The sequence below is a fragment of the Chromobacterium sp. IIBBL 290-4 genome (genome assembly GCF_024207115.1).
Taxonomy (GTDB): Bacteria; Pseudomonadota; Gammaproteobacteria; order Burkholderiales; family Chromobacteriaceae; genus Chromobacterium.
In genome coordinates this window covers 2,501,544-2,519,007 of the sequence record NZ_CP100128.1, presented here as the reverse complement: position 1 = coordinate 2,519,007, position 17,464 = coordinate 2,501,544, and the positions used below count along the sequence as shown (strand labels likewise).

The window sequence follows — 17,464 nt, the reverse complement described above, 5'->3', positions numbered from 1 at the left end:
CATACCCGCGGGCGGCCAGGCCGCCCGCTCGCACAGGAGATATCAATGAGCCAGCTATGGGAACGCTATCAAACCCTGAAAGCCAGCCAACCGCGCCTTCGCGCGCGCGACGCCGCCCAGGCCTTGAAGGTCAGCGAATGCGAACTGGTGGCCGCCGATCCGGCCGCCACCCCGCTCGCCCCCCAATGGCCGGACATCCTGGCCGCGTTGGAGGGTTTGGGCCGGGTGATGGCGCTGACCCGCAACCACGCCTGCGTTCATGAAACCAAGGGCGATTACGCCAATGTCGAGTTCAACGGCAAAGTGGGACTGGCGATCAACCCGGTCATCGACCTGCGCATCTTCCTGTTCAACTGGCGCCATGGCTTCGCCGTCCGCGCCGAAACGCCGCACGGCGTCCAGCGCAGCCTGCAATTCTTCGACCGCCACGGCGAGGCGGTGCACAAGGTGTATCTGACAGAGCACAGCGATGTCTTCGCCTTCGACGCGCTGGTAGCGCGCTTCGCCGCGCCGGCAGCGGACATCGCGCCGGAACCGCAAGACGCGGCGGCGGCGGATCAGCCGGACGAGGCCATCGACCAGGCCGCTTTCCGCGCCGAATGGCTGCAGCTGAAAGACGTGCACGACTTCCATCCCTTCCTGCGCCGCTGGCAGGTATCGCGCCGCCAGGGTTTCCGCCTGGCCCCCGATGGCCACGCCTGGCGGGTGCGCGAAGACGCGGTGGAGCAGCTGCTGCGCCGCGCCGCCGCCACCGAGACGCCCATCATGGTGTTTGCCGGCAATAAGGGTATGATCCAGATCCACACCGGCGTCATCCGCAATGTGCAGGTAGTCGGCGACTGGCTCAATGTGCTGGACGAAAACTTCAATCTGCACCTGCGCGCCGACCTGATCGCCGAAGCCTGGATCACCCGCAAGCCGGGCGACCACGGCGTGGTGACCTCGCTGGAGCTGTTCGACGAGGCGGGCGAATCGCTGGCCACCTTCTTCGGCGAACGCAAGCCCGGCCGCCACGAGCGCGCGGAATGGGTGAAACTGCTGGGCGAACTGCCGCCGCTGGAGCAAGCCGATGTCGCGTAAGCCCTGGATCGCCGGCCTGCTGCTGGCCGCCTTCGCCCTGCCTGGCCAGGCGGCGGAGCGGCTGGTGGTGGTGACGCCGGACATCGCCGAAATCGTGGTGGCGCTGGGCGCGGCCGGCGAAGTGGTGGGCCGCGACCGCAGCAGCCAGGAAGCCGCGCTGGCCAAGGCGCAGGTGGTGGGTTTCTCCCGCGCCCTGAACGCCGAAACCATCGCCAAGCTGAAGCCGACGCTGGTGCTGGGCAGCGCCGCCGCGCAACCGCCCACGCTTTGGCCGCAACTCAAGCAGTTGAAGCTGCGCGCCGAAGAGGTGAGCGCCCGCGAGGACGGCCGCGATTTCGCCGAGGCCATCGTCAAGGTTGGGCAGCTGCTAGGCCGCGACGCCGCCGCCGCCAAACTGGCCGCCGACTGGAAACAAGGCATGCGCCTGCGGCCCGCCCGGCCGGTGCGCTATCTGGTGAGCTATGACGGCAGCCTGGCGGCAGGTGCCGAAACGGCGCCGGACACGCTGATCCGCGCCGCCGGCGGCGTCAACGCCGCGGCCGGGCTCAACGGCTTCAAGCCGCTCACCCGCGAAGCCTGGCAGGCGCTGAAGCCGGACGTGATCATCCTCGGCAGCCACACTGCCGCAGTCTACGGCGGCAAGGACGCCTTCGCCAAACGGCCGGAAATCGCCGCCACGCCGGCCGGCAAGCAAGGCCGCATCTATCTGATGCCGCCCAAGCAGGCCATGCTGGTGGGCCTGGGCAGCCCCGCCGTGGTCGAGCAGATGGTGAAGATGTGAGCGCGGCGCACCGTCTGCTGCTGCCCTCCCTCGCCGCCTTGAGCCTGGCGCTGCCCTTATTGGCGCTGTCCAGCTCCGCCGGCCACCTGAGCTGGCCGGATTGGAGCGATCCGCTGGTCAGCGAGTTGCGGCTGCCGCGCGTCGCCGCCGCGCTGACCGTGGGCGCGGCCTTGGCGGCCAGCGGCGCGGCGCTGCAGGCGCTGTTCCGCAATCCGCTGGCCGATCCCGGTTTGATCGGCACCTCAGGCGGGGCGGCGCTGGCGGTCATCGCCGTGCTGGCCTTGGGCTTGCCCGGCCTGTCGCTGCCGGTGGCGGCCTTTGGCGGCGGCCTGGTCGCCACCTGGCTGATTCTGGCGCTGGCCCGGCTGGCCAAGGGCGGCCTGGCCGGACTGTTGCTGATGGGCCTGGTGGTGGGCGCGTTTTGCGGCGCGCTGTCCGGGCTGATTCTGTTCATGTCCGACGACTTGACGCTGCGCTCGGCCAGCAGCTGGCTGGCCGGCAACCTGGGCTCCGCCCTGCCCGGCCGGCTGTGGCCCTGCCTAGCCGCCGCATTGCTGGGCATTATGCTGTTGCTGGGCATAGGCCGCGATCTGGACGCGCTGATGCTGGGCGAGGAAACCGCCCGCTCTCTGGGCATAGACACCCGCCGCACCCGCCGGCTGGCCGCCGTCGGCGCGGCGCTGGCTACCGGCGGAGCGGTGGCCTTGTCCGGCGTGATTGGCTTCGTCGGCATGCTGATACCGAACGCCCTGGCCCTGCTGGCCGGCGGCTGCCGCCGCAGGCTGATCTTGCTGTCCGCTTGGGCCGGCGCGCTGTTTCTGCTGGCCATCGACACCCTGGCCCGCAATATCGCCTGGCCGCTGGACCTGCCGGTGGGCCTGCTGGCCGCCTTCGCCGGTCCGCCGTTTTTCATCTGGCTGTTCCGCCGCCAACAAGGGAGCGCATGACATGACTGACAACCACAGCCTGAAAGTCCGCGGACTGGACTACGCGGTCTCCGGCCGCGCCTTGCTCAGCGATATCCAGCTGGATTTGCCGGCCGGCCAGGTCAGCGCGCTGCTGGGGCCTAACGGCGCAGGCAAGACCACGCTGCTGCGCTTGCTGGCCGGGCTGGCGATTCCCAGCGCCGGCGCGGTGCGGCTGAACGGCCAGTGCGTGTGCCGCATGGACGCGCTGCAGCGCGCCCGCCGCATCGCCTGGGTGCCGCAGCATCTGCCAGCCGGCATCCCGCTGACGGTGGAGGAGTTCGTCGCGCTGGGCCGCATGCCCTTCCTCGGCGCCTTCACCCGCCCATCGCCGCGCGACCGCGACGCCGCGGCCTTGGCCACTGTTGAGATGGACCGCCACGCCCGCTCGCGGCTGGAGCAGCTTTCCGGCGGCGAGAAACAGCGCGCCGCCATCGCCCGCGCGCTGGCGCAGCAAACGCCGGTGATCCTGCTGGATGAGCCGACCAACCATCTGGACCCCCGCCATCAACACCAGCTGCAATTGCTACTGCGCGAGCTGGCGGCCCAAGGCAAAACCGTGGTGCAGGTCTTGCATGACCTGGCGCTGGCAGCCGAATACGCCGACCAAGCCGTCTTGCTGGAGCAAGGCCGGCTCGTCGCCTGCGGCCAGCCCCGCCTTACGCTGACGCCGGAAAGACTGGAAAAAGTGTATCGATGGCCGCTGCGCCTGCCGGAGCGCCAAGCGGAAGCGGCCTGACCGCCTCTGCGCTCCGTCCCTGCTCCTCCCTGAAATCCCCCTACTGCTCTCCCGGCCAAGGACTACAACTAACTTAAGCTCATATCGGATCGCCTGACGGGAGGGCGTTTTGACCAAACAGTCTTTGTTCAACTGGCTGCTGCCGGCCGTCTTGTCGCTCACTCTGGTCCTGGCCCTGCTTTTTGTGGCGAATCCCACGCCCAGCCAGGTGTCCACCAGTTTGCAGCTGGCCGTGCTGGCCACCCTGCTGGCCACGCTGGCCACCACCGTGTGGCGGCTATATCGGCAGCGGCAGCAGGTCAAACAGCTGAAACAACAGCAAGCTTATCTTTCCAGCATCATCGACAACGCCGCCGAAGCTTTCATCACCATAGACGAGGCGGGCAGCATCGGCCTGTTCAATCGCGCGGCGGAAAGGATGTTCGGTTACAGCGCCGCGGAGACCTTCGGCCAATCGATCACCATGCTGATGCCGGAGCCCTATCGCAGCCAACACGGCCAATACATCCAGCGCTATCTGCAAAGCGGGCGAAAAACGGCCACCGGTTTCGAAATCAACGCCAAGGGCATACGCAAGAACGGGGAATTGTTTCCGCTGCACCTCGCCACCAGCGAGTTCTATGCCGACAACAAACGCCAGTTCGTCGGCATCATCGCCGATAAAAGCGAGCAGCACAGGATGGAGCGGGCCTTGCAAACCAGCGAAAAGCGCTACCGCGCCGTCGTCAACGCGCTGACGGAAGGAGTGCTGATCCATGACGGCGAAGGCAAGGTGCTGGCGCTCAATCCCGCGGCGGCGCGCATTTTCGGCGTGGGCGAGGCCGAGTTGCAATCATTGGGCGCCTTCAAGCTATGGCAGGAATGCCAGAGCGAAGACGGCGTGCCGATCGCCTTGTCCGAACAACTCGCGCCGGGCCGGCAAAGCAAGCAAGTGCTGTCGCTTCTCCGCCCGGACGGCAACCGCATCTGGCTGCGGCTCAATTGCCAGCCCTTGCTGCCTGACGAGGCCGAGCCTCCGCTGAACTTGATGGTATTTCATGACATCTCGCGCATGCATGCGGCAGACGAGCAAGTCCACCTCTTGCTGCGCGGCATCGAATCCATGTCCACCGGTTTTTTGATCGCCGACGCCCTCAAGCCGGAACTGCCGACCGTCTTCGTCAATGACGGCTTCTGCCGCATGACCGGCTACGCCAAAGAAGACATCCAAGGCAAGAGCAGCCGCTTTTGGCAGGATGAAGACAACGACCCCGCCACGCTGCGCCTGTTGGAGCAAGCCATCTCCATCGCCAAGCCGGTTTCCTTGCTGATGCGCAGCACCCGCCGCGACGGCTCCCGGTTCTGGAACAATATGTCGCTGGCGCCCATCTACGACAGCCACAATCTCCTGACGCACTTCGTCGCCGAACAGCACGACATCAGCGCGCAGGTTGAAGCCGTCGAAGCCGTGCGCCTCAACGAACAGCACTGGCGCGAGGCGCTGGAGTCCACCGGCATGGGCGTGTACGAATACAATGTCCTGACCGGCGAAATCCATTTTTCGCCCAGTTGGCTCGCCCTGCTCGGCTATCAGCCGGAAATGGTCAACGGCCCCACCAGCTTGTGGAACGCGCTGGTGCATCCGGATGATGTCGCCTCGCGCAACCAGAGCCTGCGAGCGCTATTGTCCGACATGGCGCCCTTCGTCGAAACCCGCTACCGGGTGCGCCGGCAAAACGGACAATACTGCTGGGTATTGACCAAGGGCGCGGTCATCGAACGCGACTACGCCGACCAGCCCTTGCTGGTGCGCGGCACCATCAGCGACATCAGCCTGCAAAAGGAAGCCGAGGCCTTCCTGGTCGATCAACAGACCAGGCTGTCCCAACTGGTGGCGGCCCGCACCACGGAGCTGGAACTGGCCTTGAACGAAGCGCGTTCGGCCGATCGGCTCAAAGATGAATTCATCGCCAATATGAGCCATGAAATCCGCACCCCGATGAATGCCATCATCGGCTTCGCCGAGCTGGCGCTGAGCACCTCGCTGGATGCGCAACAGCTGGATTACTTGCAAAAAGTGCGGGAGGCGGCCAAGTCTCTGCTCGGCATCATCAACGACATCCTGGACTTCTCCAAGTACCGCTCCGGCAAGTTCACGCTGGACATCCACCCGTTCCGGCTGGACGACATTTGCCGCCAGAGCCTGGCGATGATCGAGTCCCAAACCGACCGCAAAGGCCTGCGCCTGATTTCCGATTGGCCGGACAGCCTGTGCGGCGTGTATTTGGGCGATGCGCTGCGGATCAAGCAGATCCTGATCAACTTGCTGTCCAATGCCGTCAAATTCACCGAGCAGGGTTATGTGTCGCTACAGCTGCGCAATCTGGAGGAAACCGCCCGCGCCGTTCGCTGCGAGTTCATCATCCGCGACAGCGGCATCGGCATGGACACCGAGACCCAGCTCAATCTATTCAACCAGTTCATGCAGGCGGACGCCTCCACCACCCGGCGCTTCGGCGGCACCGGGCTGGGCTTGGCCATCTGCCGTCAACTGCTGGAGGCCATGCGCGGCAATATCAGCGTGGACAGCAGCGTGGGCCAAGGATCGGAGTTCCGCATCGAATTGCTCCTGGAAAAATCAGACCAGCAACTGGAAACCCCCGGCATGTTGAAACCGAGCGAGTTTTCGCTGCGCGGCCTGCGCGTCCTGCTGGTGGAGGACAACGGCTTCAATCGGCAATACGCAAGAGAGCTGCTGCAGGACGCCGGCGCGGAGGTGGATGAGGCCGTCAATGGCGTCGAGGCCTTGGACGCCGTCGCCACGCACTCTTACGACCTGGTCTTGATGGACATGCAGATGCCCGTCATGGATGGATTGGAAGCGACCCGCCGCATCCGCGTCCTGCCTCGCGGCGCCCGGCTGCCCATCATCGCCATGACCGCCAGCGCGCGGCCGGAAGACCGCAGCCAGGCATTGGCCGCAGGCATGGACGATTATTTGAGCAAGCCCATCGAGCTGGAGACCTTTTGGCTCACCCTGGCGCGCTGGTGCCCCGCCAAAACGCCCTCGCCCGCCGCTCCCGCGCCGGCCCCGCCGGCGTCGACGCAGCCTATCCTGCTGATGGAGGCCTTGCGTCAGTTCGACACCTCAGGCGCGCTGGCCAGGATGCGCGGCGACCAGGAGCGCTACCGCCGGCTATTGGACCATTTCGCCGAACATTGGCGCCATGGCCTGCACGACATGCGCCAATTCGCGGACCAGCAGGCCTGGGACGAACTGAAACGCCTGGCGCATACCTTGAAGGGCGGCGCCAGCACCATAGGCGCGATCGAATTGGCCGAAGCGGCCAACAAACTGGAAAAAGCCTGCCATGAGACGCCGCCGCGCGAGCTATCCGACTTGCTCGAGCGCGTCAGCGGGCAAATGGGGCAGGCCTTGGTCTGGATCAAGCAAGCGCTGCAGCCGCTGCCCGCAGAACAAGCTATAGATGAAAACGACGAATAAAACCGCCAGGACTGGCGGTGGCCGACTAACTCTGACCGCCAAACGGGGATAGCCATGGACAATCAAGAATTCACCATCTGGGCCATCGACGATGATCCATTGCAACGGATGTTCATCCAAGATGAGCTAGGCGCGGACTGGCCGCTGCGGATCTTCGAATCCGGCGAGGCCGCGCTTGAGGCGCTGGACTCCTCGCCCTCGCCATCGATGGCCTTGTGCGACGTGCTGATGCCGGGCATGGATGGCTTCACGGTATGCAGGCATCTGCGCGAGGCCGACGCCAATATGCAGATCCTGTTCCTATCGTCCAACACCGGCAACGAGGCCAAGCTGTGCGGCATGGATGCCGGCTGCGACGATTATCTGGAAAAGCCGATAGACGGCGAGGAGCTGCGCTATAAAATCCAGCTGGCTCAGCGCGCCCGCCAGCACCGGCACCAGCTGAGCAGCGAAATCGCCACCGTCCGCAGCTTCGCCTTCGATGCGATGACCAATGCCGGCGAACTCGGCACCGTACTGGAGTTCATGCGCCGCAGCCAGGAATGCGCCACCGAGCAGACGCTGGCCGTCAGCCTGCTGCAAGGCATACGCGCGGGCTATGACCTTGTCGGCAGCATCCGGTTGCGCCGCCCCGACTACAGCGTGCTGGACCTGGACGAGAACGGCGAAGCCTGCTCTCCGCTGGCCAGCTCCATCCTGGACAATATGCAGGCGATGGAGCGGATTTTCTCGTTCAAGAATCGAATCTGCATCAACTACCCCAGCCTGACCCTGCTGATCCACAATATGCCGGAGGACAATCCGGACAAGCTGGGCCGGCTGCGCGACCATCTGGCCATCATCGCGGACTCGGCGGAGCGGCGCTTGCACAGCATACGCAACGAGATGCTGCTGCAGAGGCAAACGCAGGGCCTGACGCTCAGCATCCGGGAGATGACCGAAGCCTTGGCGGCCCTGGAAACGCAACACTTCCGCTTCAACGCCGAAATCAATGAAAGAGTGCTGCTGTTCTGCGAGCAAATCCGCCATCTGACGATAGGATTCGGCCTCACCGATGAGCAGGAATTCAAGCTCGATCAATCCGTGAACGAATTCGGCGAAGCCATCCGCCAATTGGATCTGCAGCAAGTCGGCACGGACCGGCAGCTGAAAAACACGCTGCAGCGGCTGCGAGAACTGGCGCAGCAATCATCGCAATGTTGAGCGCGTCTGGATCAAAACGCGCTGCGCAATAAAAAACCGCGCCGTCAGAAACGGCGCGGTTGCATCATTCAGCCAGCCGGGCTTACTTCAGCGCGTAGATCGCCGGCAGGTTGCGCCAGGCGCCGCGCACGTCCATGCCGTAGCCGAACACATAGCGGTCCGGCACATCCAGGCCGACGAAGTCCGCCAGCATGGGCTTTTCCTTGCTGATCAGCTTGTTGGCGAACACGCCGCTGTAGAAAGCCTTGGCGCCCATGCCCATCACCTTGTCGCGGATGGCGGCCATGGTGTGGCCTTCGTCGAGGATGTCGTCCAGCACCAGCACCACGCGGTCGCGCACGTCTTCCTTCGGCGCTTGCTTCCATACCAGTTCGCCGCCGTGGGTCTTGTCGCCATAGCGGGAAACATGCACGTAGTCGAAGTCCAGCGGGAAAGCCAGACGCGGCAGCAGTTGGCCGGTGAACACCACGGCGCCGCCCATCACCGACAGAACCAGAGGATATTCCTCGCCCAGTTTCTCAGTGATTTCCACCGCCATGCGGTCAACGGCGGCGCTGACTTCTTCGGCGCTGAACAGAACATCCGAGCTATTGATCAGGCCACGGGCTTCGGCAATATTAGGCATGTTGACTCCTTACAAAACAAGCGAACGCCGCCTCATAGGCGGCGCGATGATAAAAGCGATCAGTCGATCTTCAGTTGGCGCAGGAAAGCGGCGAAATCCTCCGCCACCTCATGATGTTTCAAACCATAGTTGACCGTGGCCATCAAATAGCCCAGCTTGGAGCCACAGTCGTAACGGGTGCCGGTAAAGGGATGAGCCAGCACGGTTTCATCCCGCATCAAGGCGGCGATGCCGTCGGTCAGCTGAATTTCGCCGCCGGCGCCGGCGCCGGTATTGACCAGCTTGTCGAAGATGCGCGGCGTCAGGATGTAACGGCCCACCACCGCCAGATTGGACGGTGCCTCTTCCGGACGCGGCTTCTCGACGATATGGCAAACCCGTTGCCGTCCCTTGGCGTCGGCCTCAACCTTGACGATGCCGTAAGACGCCGTCTCCTCCGGCGCCACGGTTTCGACGCCCAACACCGACAGATGGGTTTCATCGAACACGCGCACCATCTGCTCCATCGCGCCCGGCGTGCCTTCAATCAGGTCATCGGCCAGAATCACCGCGAACGGCTCGTCGCCCACCACCGGTTTGGCGCACAGCACGGCATGTCCCAGGCCTAATGCCTTGGTTTGCCGAATATAGATGCAAGACACCGAAGGCGGAATGATCTCCTGCACCAGCTGCAGCAATTTCTGCTTATTCTTGTACTCGAGCTCGGTTTCCAGCTCATAGGCCTTGTCGAAATGATCCTCGATCGAGCGCTTGTTGCGGCCGGTGATGAAGATCAGCTCGGTCATGCCGGCAGCGATCGCCTCTTCCACCGCGTACTGGATCAGCGGCTTGTCGACCACCGGCAGCATTTCTTTCGGGCTGGCCTTGGTGGCCGGCAAGAAACGGGTTCCCAAACCTGCGACAGGAAAAACGGCTTTGGTAATCTTTTTCATTTCGATCCCGAAAAAAAATCACGCTCAATGTTTGAACAGGGCCGCATTCTAGCCCTTCTGAACCAGAGGTCAAATAGCGCGCTCGTTTCGCAGCGCCTTCGCCACATCCAGCAGCACAGTCTCCCAGCTCCCAGGCACAGGCTGGCGCCATAAACGCACGGCGGGATACCAAGGCGCCCGCTCGCCCTGAGCCAGGAAAAACGGCGCGCTCTCCGCCCTGAGCAAAGCCCAAACCGGCTTGCCCATCGCCCCAGCCAGATGCAGTACGGCGGTATCCACGCAAATCAGCAGATCCATCTGCTCAAGCAGCGCCGCCGTATCGGCAAAATCGCCGATAGAAGGTTGCGATACCAGTCCTTCCAGTTCAGCAGGCAAGGCCCCGGGCTGCAAGGCAAAGTAATCCACATCCGGAATTCGGCACAGTTCAGCGAACTTTTCCGGCGGCACCGACTTATGCTGCCGCCAGGCATCGGCAATGCCTACGCCCCAGCGTCCGCTCTCCCACACCACCCCGACTCGCAAGCGGCTGCTTTCGGGCAAAGGCTGCGCCGGGGTTTCGACTGCCCGCAAATAAACAGCCGTCGGCAGCGTCTCCAGCGTGATCTGCAAGACCCCAGGCAAAGACATCAAAGGCAATTGGCAGTCATACGCCGGCTCGGCCTCTACAGGCAGCAGCTCAATGCCGTCGAACTGGGAGAACAAGCGATGAAAAGTCTCAGGGCAAGCCAACAGGATGCGCGCTCTAGGATGCTCGGCGCGGAGGCGCGGCAGAAAGCGAGCCATCTGCAAACTGTCGCCCAGGCCCTGTTCGGACCACAACAGCAAGGTCCGTTCTTCCAGAGCCTCTCCGTTCCAGCGCGGCCCGGCATGCAGCGGCTGCAGAATCGATCTCCAGCGCGCCTCGTACAATGGCCAGGCTTCGGCATAGCGCCCCGCCAGCAGCAAGGCGATGGACAAGCTGAATTGCAGATTGGCGTCGTCCGGCGCCATCTCCAGCCCGCCTTGCAATACCGAAATCGCATCGTCCAGCAGCAACGCGCTGGTGCAGACATTGCCCAGATTGTTGCATAAGCCCGCCGTCGCGCCGCCCAGCTCGATCGCCTTGAGAAAACAGGCGATGGCGTCCTGATAACGCAGCTGGTGCTGACGCACCACGCCCAGATTGCTCCAGGCATCCCGATGAGCGGGCTCCAAAGCCAATACTTCGGACAGCAGATCGCCCGCCAGCGCCAATTCGCCCAGATCTTTCAACAGCACCGCGAGATTGTTCTTGATGCTGGCCGATGCCGGATTCAGCGCCGCCGCGGCAAGATAGTCGTCCAGCGCGCGGGCATTGTCTTCCAAGCGCAAACGGGCATTGGCGCGGTTGGCCAAAGCCTGCCAATCATCGGGCTGGCGCGCCAGGCAATGATCGAACGCGGCGATCGCGCCCAGCCAGTCGCCCTCTTCCGCTCGCCGGTTGCCTTCTTCGAAATCCCCCACGCCCTTTGCCTTCAGCGCCATCGCTTTATCCCTTAATTGCCCAGCAAAGCCTGCAAGCCGGCTTCGTCCAAAATGGCGACGCCCAATTCCTGCGCCTTGACCAGCTTGCTGCCCGCTTCTTCGCCGGCCACCACGTAATGCGTTTTCTTGGACACGCTGCCGGACACCTTGCCGCCGGCGGCTTCGATCAGCGCCTTGGCTTGGTCGCGGCTCAGCGTCGGCAAGGTGCCGGTCAACACCAAGGTTTTGCCCTCCAGCGGCAGCGCCGCGGCTTCGATGGCCTCCGGCAGATCGGCCAGGATAGCGTCGCGCAGGCCGGCGAGGCCGCCCAGAAGCGCCCGGCGACCCGGCTGATCCAGCCAATCGGCCAGCGCGTTGATCAGCTCGGCCGGCAACTCCAGATCCAACAAGGCGCGCCGCTCGCACTGCGCCAGCCAGACCAGACTGCGCTGCGCCGCCAACTGCTGGCTGCGCACTTCGGTCAAGCGGGGGATGGCCAGCCGCGCCAGCAAGGCCGCGTCGTTCAAACGCTCGCGCAGCTTGGGAGACGGCGCATGCTCATCGGCGGGCCTCACTTCCGCGAGCAGGGCATCCAGCGCGGCTTCGTTATTGTCCTCGGCGAAGAAATCGGCCAGCGACTCCGCCACCACCGCGCCGATATCGGGCAAGGCGGCGAACAAGGCCGCCGGGCAGCGGCGGATCAAGGCCATATTGCCCAGCCAGTCCGCCAGCGTCTTGGCGGTGGATTCGCCCACATGGCGGATGCCCAGCGCGAACAGCAAGCGCGCCAAGGGCGGAGTGCGGCTGGCGTCTATCGCTTCGATCAGATTCTCGGCCCACTTGCTGGCCACCTTGCCGGCCTTGACCGTCTCCGGCGTCGCGCCCTCGTCTTCGTCGGCGCGGCGTTTCATCTCAAGCAGGTCTTCCAGCTTCAGCCGGTACAGGTCGGCCACGCCCTTGACGTAATCGTATTCGACCAATTTGTCGATATAGCGCTCGCCCAGGCCATCGATATCCATCATGCGGCGGCCGGCGAAATGCTGGATCGCCTGGCTGCGCTGCGCGCGGCAGGACAAGCCGCCGGAGCAGCGGGCGATGGCTTCGCCCTCTTCGCGCACCACATGGCTGCCGCACACCGGGCAGGCGCTCGGCAAGCGGTAGGCCGGGTATTGCGGCGCCTCGCCGGCGCTGAACAGGTCGCCGCCGGCGGCCGACTGCATCGGCCGCTGCGCCAGCACCACCGACACCACTTCCGGAATCACGTCGCCGGCGCGGCGCACGATCACGGTGTCGCCGACGCGCACATCCTTGCGCCGCACTTCGTCCTCGTTGTGCAGCGTGGCGTTAGTGACAGTGACGCCGCCGACGAAGACCGGCTTCAGCCTCGCCACCGGGGTGATGGCGCCGGTGCGGCCCACCTGTTCCTCGATGGCTTCTACCGTGGTCAAAGCCTCCTCGGCCGGGAATTTATGGGCGATGGCCCAGCGCGGCGCGCGCGACACGAAGCCCAAGGCGTCCTGCTGCGTCCGGCTATTCACCTTGTAAACCACGCCGTCTATCTCGAAAGGCAGGCCGGCGCGGCGCGACAACACGCCCTCGTAATAAGCGGACAAGCCGGCCACGCCCAGGACCACGGGACGCAGGCTTTGCTCCACCACCGGGAAACCCAGCCGCTGCAACCAGGCCATCTCGCCGGCATGCGTATCCGGCCAGACCGCGCCCTCCACCTGGGCGATGGAGTAAGCGTAGAAGGACAGCCGGCGCTGCGCGGTGATGCGGGAATCGAGCTGACGCAGGCTGCCGGCCGCGGCGTTGCGCGGATTGGCGAAGGTTTTGTCGCCGCGCGCCGCTTGATCCGCGTTCAGCTTGTCGAAATCTCGCTTCAACATCAGCACCTCGCCGCGCACCTCCAGCAAGGCCGGCGGATTTTCGCCGTCCAGTTTCAGCGGAATGGCGCGGATGGTGCGCACATTCTCCGTCACCTGCTCGCCGGCCACCCCGTCGCCGCGGGTGGCGGCGCGAACCAGCACCCCGTTTTCATACAGCAGCGAGATGGCCAAGCCGTCAAACTTGGGCTCGGTCGCATACTCGACCTCGGCCGCGTTCAAGCCTTTGCGCACCCGCTCATCGAACTGGATCAATTCGGCATGCCGCTCAGCCGCATTGGCCAACTGCATGTCGGAGAAGGCGTTGGACAAGGACAGCATGGCCACCGCGTGGGTGACGCTGTCAAACTCGGCCAACGGCGCGCCGCCGACACGCGAGGTCGGCGAGTCCGCTGTCGCCAGCTCCGGATGCGCCTCTTCCAGCGCCTGCAATTCGCGGAACAAACGGTCGTACTCGGCATCGGGCACCGTCGGCGCGTCCAACACGTAATATTCGTGGCCGTAGCGGTTCAATAGCTCGCGCAGCGCGGCGGCGCGGGTTTCATTTGCGGTCATCGTCAGTCTCGAACGGCAAAAGGGCCGGCAGTGCCGGCCCCATAATCATTAAATCATTTTTCAGGCGAACAGCCGCAAGGCGGCGACGCTGCCCGGCGCGATGCCCCGGTCGTCCATGCTGCCATAAATATGCAGCAGCTGGTCGCGAATGCGGGCCAGACCGACATCGCTCAGCACGCGGCGGTTGTCGTCCACCAGCTGCGCGTCGAACTCTTGCGCCAATTGGCGCGCGAAATGCACGGCGCGGTCGAACACTTCGACGCCGCCGGCCACGCGCGGCACGTCGAACAACAAGGTCAGCGCGGGGAAAGACTTGTCCAGCAAGGTGTGGAAGGTGAACGGCATCTGGTCCGCCGCCACCAGCGAATACAGGGTATTGCCGGAATCGGCCAGATAATGGAAGGCGCCATCCGGCTCCAATTGCAAACCTGCGGCCTCGGCGAAGCTGCGCAAGCGGGCGCCTTCTATAGAGGCTTGCGGCACGATATTGATGCCGATCAGCACGTCCACATCGGCGCAGAAGCGGTCCAGCTCGCGCGCGGCCACCAGCTTCTGCTGGCGCTGCGGGAAATTCACCGCCGCGTTGTGATCCTCGGCGAAACGCGAAACCTGCTGGCAGAAGGCCGCCAGCTCTTGCTCGCTGACCGAGCCGGAGCGGTCCACCATCTGCATGCTGATGTTGATCTGCTTGTAACGGGTGCCGGGCAAGGCCTCCGCCACTTTCCACATGCCGCGCTCGGTGCGGCCGATCAGCTGGGTGCGCTTGCCCACATTGAAGCGCGGCATGGCGGCCAGCTCATGCGGCTCATGGAATACCACCTCGGCGATGAAATCCAGCGACGGATCCAGCATGGCCACCACCAGCGCCTGGTGGTCGGCGGAGTCCATCGCCAGTTCGTCTTCGTCCTCCTCGTCCACCACCGGCACATCGTCGGCCGGCTCAAGACGCGGCTCCGCCGCCGGCTTGGCCGTCATGGCAAGCGGCGGCAAGGCGGGTTCGAAGGGCTCATCCTCTTCGACCATCTCATCCAAGGCGGTATCGACCAGCACGGGCTCCATGCGGTCGGTTCTCACGCCATCCCGGACATTATTCTTGGGGACATTCAGCAACACATCGTCCTGCGGCCGCGCGAACGCTTGCTGCGTACGCTTGCGGAAACGCCACTCCTGGAACATGTTGAAGCCAAATACCAGGGCGATCACGCCGCCACCCAAAATCAGCACACCAATCTGCAATTCGCTCATCAGCCAGTCCGCATTAAGGCGAATAATCGAGATCCGGCGGCGCGCCCTCGCGCGGCGTTCTCGCCGGTCCCCACATAATCTTTATCCATTGCCGCCGGCGCTCCACCGCGCGGCAATGATGCCCATACAAGGGGCATTTCCCGACCATTATAACGAAAGCGCGGCCTTGCGCGCCATTTGACCATGGCAAAAACGCTTGACAAACCATGGTCACACTTGGATGTCATCATTATCCAGCTTAATTTGCCATCGCCAAAAATTCATTCATCACAAATAGACATGGTGCAATATGACAAAAGATCAGGCCCCAGACTAGATGAACATGACATTTCAGACAGGCGAATAAATTCCAACAGCGTGCCAGAATCGGAGGTGAGCCTGTCACCAGGCCGTACTAGTTTGCATATCACTGCTTAGAACAGCACGGAGACCACCCAACATGAAAAAAACCGAACAAGCCAGTTTCCTGCCGGTTGTACGCGAACTGTCGCGGACCTACCAGGCCTTCGAGCAATTCGCCAGCTTCAACATCCGCCGCCTGGGCCTCACCCCGCCCCAGTTCGACGTGGTGACCACGCTGGGCAATAGCCAGGGCATGAACTGCAAGGAACTGTCCGATCACACGCTGATCACCAAAGGCACCCTGACCGGCGTGCTGGATCGCCTGGAAGACAAAGGCATCGTCACCCGCAGCATGCAGCCCAACGACCGCCGCAGCGTCTTCGTCGCTTTGACCCCGCATGGCCAGCAATTGTTCAACGACGCCTTCCCGGCACACCTCGATTATATGCACAACGCCTTCCAACAGTTCGGCGAACAGGACCTGACCGGCTTCTGCAGCGAGCTCGGCCGTCTGCGCGCGAGTTTCAGCCACGCGCTGGAGCAACAGGAAAGCGAACCGGCCTGAGCGCCCCTGCCCGCCGGCAAGCGGAAAAACCATCCGCATCGCGAACGCCAGGCTGCGCCTTCGACAGAGCGGGATAAGCCCCGCCCCGCTCGCCGCAGCCCCGTTTGCCGGCCAGCTGTGCCGCAAGATCAGGATACATGCCTGGCAACTCAGCGGCTACCACGTCCTAAACCGGCGTCAGCAACGCATGGCCGCGCCCGGCCGGCTGTAATGCCACCAAGCCACCAGCATGCATAATAAATAGAACAAGAAAAACATGGCGAAGGCGGGCGCGAAGCTGCCGAACCAGCTAAGCGAGGAGCCGAAAGCTTTCGGAATGACAAAACCGCCGAAAGCCGCCATCACCGAACTGACGCTCATCGCCGAAGCGCCGCGGCGGCCGCCTCGCTGGTAGGCTTGCTGAAGGCTGCTGCCCAGCCGCTCCGCCTCGCGGCCGGCCAAAATCAGAAACACCTTGGGCGCCAGCTGATAAGACGAGCCGTTGCCCACGCCGGCGGCGAAAAAAATCAGCTGGAACATCGCCAGAAACCACCAGAAAGAACCGCCGCTCTGCCCCGCAGGCAAACTCAGATAGACCCCCACCGTAGCCAGCGCCATCAGCAGATTGCTGCCCACCGTGGCGACGCCTCCGCCGACGCGGTCGCCCAGCCATCCGCCCAAGGGCCGGAACAGCGCGCAGACCATGGGCCCGACAAACAAGAAAGGGCTGGCGTCCACTTGCGGAAACATCGCTCTCGCCAACAAGGGGAAGGCCGCGGAAAAACCAAGAAAGGTGCCGTAGCTGCCCATGTACAGCAGACAGATATACCAGGTATGGCCGTCGCGCATCGCGTCCAGCTGGTCATGCGGCGTGATGCGCAGCTTGGGCAGATCATGCGCATAGACATAACAGGCCAAGGCAATGACTACGATCAAGGGCAGCCAGACATAGGCCGCGTTTTGCAGCCAGACAAAGTGCACCTCGCCGCCGCGCCCCCACACCTGGGGCTCCCCCGCCAGCCCGCCGAACAAAGGATAAAGAATGCACAACGGAATCAGCAATTGCGCCACCGACACGCCCAGATTGCCCAGGCCGGCATTCAAGCCCATCGCCAAACCTTTTTCGGCTTTGGGAAAGAAAAAGCTGGTGTTGGATAGATGAGAAGCGCTGGCGCCGCCGCCGACGCCGCACAGCCCCGCCACCAGCAAAAGCTTCCAAAATGGCGAAGAAATATCCTGCACCACCTGGCCTACTCCCCAGGCCGGCAACAGCAACAGCAACGTGGATATCGCCAGCCACAAGCCGCCGCCCACCCAGCTCCAGACCCAGGAGTAAATCAGGCGCATCAGCGCGCCCACCAGCGGCGGTATCGACACCAGCAGGAATTGCTGCTGGCCGGAGATCAGGAAACCCACGGCCGGCAGATTGACCACCACCATGCTCCACATCATCCAGATGTTGAAGTTCAGGTGCAGCGAAAACACCGACAGCCACAAATTGCGGCGGGCGATGCGCCGGCCGCGGCTCAGCCAGAAAATGGGATTTTCCGGCTCCCAACGCTTGATGCTTACAGTCATGAATCCATTCCACCCACGCGCAA

13 protein-coding genes are annotated in these 17,464 nt (G+C 63.7%); 7 read left to right on the top strand and 6 right to left on the bottom strand.

What is annotated here, in order from left to right:
* The first annotated feature begins 45 nt into the window (after nucleotides 1-45).
* The 6 genes from NKT35_RS11560 to NKT35_RS11535 all read left to right on the top strand — a co-directional run bounded on the left by NKT35_RS11560 (nucleotide 46) and on the right by NKT35_RS11535 (nucleotide 8,252).
* Nucleotides 46-1,080 (top strand): hemin-degrading factor, encoded by a 1,035-nt coding sequence (locus tag NKT35_RS11560; protein WP_254301277.1) that lies wholly within the window; start codon nucleotides 46-48, stop codon nucleotides 1,078-1,080.
* Nucleotides 1,070-1,861 carry a heme/hemin ABC transporter substrate-binding protein gene (locus NKT35_RS11555; protein WP_254301275.1) on the top strand — a complete coding sequence of 264 codons (792 nt, stop codon included), beginning with the start codon at nucleotides 1,070-1,072 and terminating at the stop codon, nucleotides 1,859-1,861. The genes NKT35_RS11560 and NKT35_RS11555 overlap by 11 nt, the downstream gene beginning before the upstream one ends.
* On the top strand, nucleotides 1,858-2,808 hold the full coding sequence (locus NKT35_RS11550; RefSeq protein ID WP_254301274.1) for a FecCD family ABC transporter permease: 951 nt from the start codon (nucleotides 1,858-1,860) through the stop codon (nucleotides 2,806-2,808). The genes NKT35_RS11555 and NKT35_RS11550 overlap by 4 nt, the downstream gene beginning before the upstream one ends.
* 1 nt (nucleotide 2,809) lies before the next feature.
* Nucleotides 2,810-3,565 (top strand): ABC transporter ATP-binding protein, encoded by a 756-nt coding sequence (locus NKT35_RS11545; RefSeq protein WP_254301272.1) that lies wholly within the window; start codon nucleotides 2,810-2,812, stop codon nucleotides 3,563-3,565.
* 109 nt (nucleotides 3,566-3,674) lie between these two features.
* A complete protein-coding gene (locus tag NKT35_RS11540) occupies nucleotides 3,675-7,049 on the top strand; it encodes a PAS domain S-box protein (protein ID WP_254301270.1) in 3,375 nt (1,124 codons plus the stop codon).
* A 54-nt stretch (nucleotides 7,050-7,103) separates the two neighbouring features.
* Nucleotides 7,104-8,252: a response regulator transcription factor gene (locus NKT35_RS11535; RefSeq protein ID WP_254301268.1), complete on the top strand. Its 1,149-nt coding sequence runs from the start codon at nucleotides 7,104-7,106 to the stop codon at nucleotides 8,250-8,252.
* Between the two features lie 82 nt (nucleotides 8,253-8,334).
* Here the strand turns inward: NKT35_RS11535 and NKT35_RS11530 are convergent, their stop codons facing one another.
* The 5 genes from NKT35_RS11530 to NKT35_RS11510 form a co-directional block, all read right to left on the bottom strand.
* Complete coding sequence (locus NKT35_RS11530) at nucleotides 8,335-8,877, bottom strand: hypoxanthine-guanine phosphoribosyltransferase (RefSeq protein WP_254301267.1); 543 nt, start codon at nucleotides 8,875-8,877, stop codon at nucleotides 8,335-8,337.
* Between the two features lie 59 nt (nucleotides 8,878-8,936).
* Nucleotides 8,937-9,809: a UTP--glucose-1-phosphate uridylyltransferase GalU gene (gene galU, locus NKT35_RS11525; protein ID WP_254301265.1), complete on the bottom strand. Its 873-nt coding sequence runs from the start codon at nucleotides 9,807-9,809 to the stop codon at nucleotides 8,937-8,939.
* 69 nt (nucleotides 9,810-9,878) lie between these two features.
* Nucleotides 9,879-11,312, bottom strand: a complete 1,434-nt coding sequence (locus NKT35_RS11520) for a tetratricopeptide repeat-containing glycosyltransferase family protein (RefSeq protein WP_254301263.1) — start codon at nucleotides 11,310-11,312, stop codon at nucleotides 9,879-9,881.
* Nucleotides 11,313-11,323: 11 nt separating this feature from the next.
* Nucleotides 11,324-13,732, bottom strand: coding sequence for an NAD-dependent DNA ligase LigA (gene ligA / locus NKT35_RS11515; RefSeq protein WP_254301262.1), 2,409 nt, complete (start codon nucleotides 13,730-13,732; stop codon nucleotides 11,324-11,326).
* Nucleotides 13,733-13,792: 60 nt separating this feature from the next.
* Nucleotides 13,793-14,977 (bottom strand): cell division protein ZipA C-terminal FtsZ-binding domain-containing protein, encoded by a 1,185-nt coding sequence (locus NKT35_RS11510; protein ID WP_254301260.1) that lies wholly within the window; start codon nucleotides 14,975-14,977, stop codon nucleotides 13,793-13,795.
* Nucleotides 14,978-15,416: 439 nt separating this feature from the next.
* On the opposite strand from NKT35_RS11510, the gene NKT35_RS11505 reads away from it, so the two are divergent.
* Nucleotides 15,417-15,884 (top strand): MarR family winged helix-turn-helix transcriptional regulator, encoded by a 468-nt coding sequence (locus NKT35_RS11505; RefSeq protein ID WP_254301259.1) that lies wholly within the window; start codon nucleotides 15,417-15,419, stop codon nucleotides 15,882-15,884.
* A 177-nt stretch (nucleotides 15,885-16,061) separates the two neighbouring features.
* Here NKT35_RS11505 and NKT35_RS11500 read toward each other — a convergent pair whose 3' ends face one another.
* Complete coding sequence (locus NKT35_RS11500; protein ID WP_254301257.1) at nucleotides 16,062-17,441, bottom strand: MFS transporter; 1,380 nt, start codon at nucleotides 17,439-17,441, stop codon at nucleotides 16,062-16,064.
* Nucleotides 17,442-17,464: the final 23 nt, after the last annotated feature.

What these genes read in the sequence shown, in the direction of transcription:
- NKT35_RS11555 (WP_254301275.1), top strand. Translation starts at nt 1,070, where the DNA reads ATGTCGCGTAAGCCCTGGATCGCCGGCCTGCTGCTGGCCGCCTTCGCC.
- NKT35_RS11510 (WP_254301260.1), bottom strand. Translation starts at nt 14,977, where the DNA reads ATGAGCGAATTGCAGATTGGTGTGCTGATTTTGGGTGGCGGCGTGATC.
- ligA (WP_254301262.1), bottom strand. Translation starts at nt 13,732, where the DNA reads ATGACCGCAAATGAAACCCGCGCCGCCGCGCTGCGCGAGCTATTGAAC.
- NKT35_RS11500 (WP_254301257.1), bottom strand. Translation starts at nt 17,441, where the DNA reads ATGACTGTAAGCATCAAGCGTTGGGAGCCGGAAAATCCCATTTTCTGG.
- galU (WP_254301265.1), bottom strand. Translation starts at nt 9,809, where the DNA reads ATGAAAAAGATTACCAAAGCCGTTTTTCCTGTCGCAGGTTTGGGAACC.
- NKT35_RS11545 (WP_254301272.1), top strand. Translation starts at nt 2,810, where the DNA reads ATGACTGACAACCACAGCCTGAAAGTCCGCGGACTGGACTACGCGGTC.
- NKT35_RS11560 (WP_254301277.1), top strand. Translation starts at nt 46, where the DNA reads ATGAGCCAGCTATGGGAACGCTATCAAACCCTGAAAGCCAGCCAACCG.
- NKT35_RS11530 (WP_254301267.1), bottom strand. Translation starts at nt 8,877, where the DNA reads ATGCCTAATATTGCCGAAGCCCGTGGCCTGATCAATAGCTCGGATGTT.
- NKT35_RS11520 (WP_254301263.1), bottom strand. Translation starts at nt 11,312, where the DNA reads ATGGCGCTGAAGGCAAAGGGCGTGGGGGATTTCGAAGAAGGCAACCGG.
- NKT35_RS11535 (WP_254301268.1), top strand. Translation starts at nt 7,104, where the DNA reads ATGGACAATCAAGAATTCACCATCTGGGCCATCGACGATGATCCATTG.
- NKT35_RS11505 (WP_254301259.1), top strand. Translation starts at nt 15,417, where the DNA reads ATGAAAAAAACCGAACAAGCCAGTTTCCTGCCGGTTGTACGCGAACTG.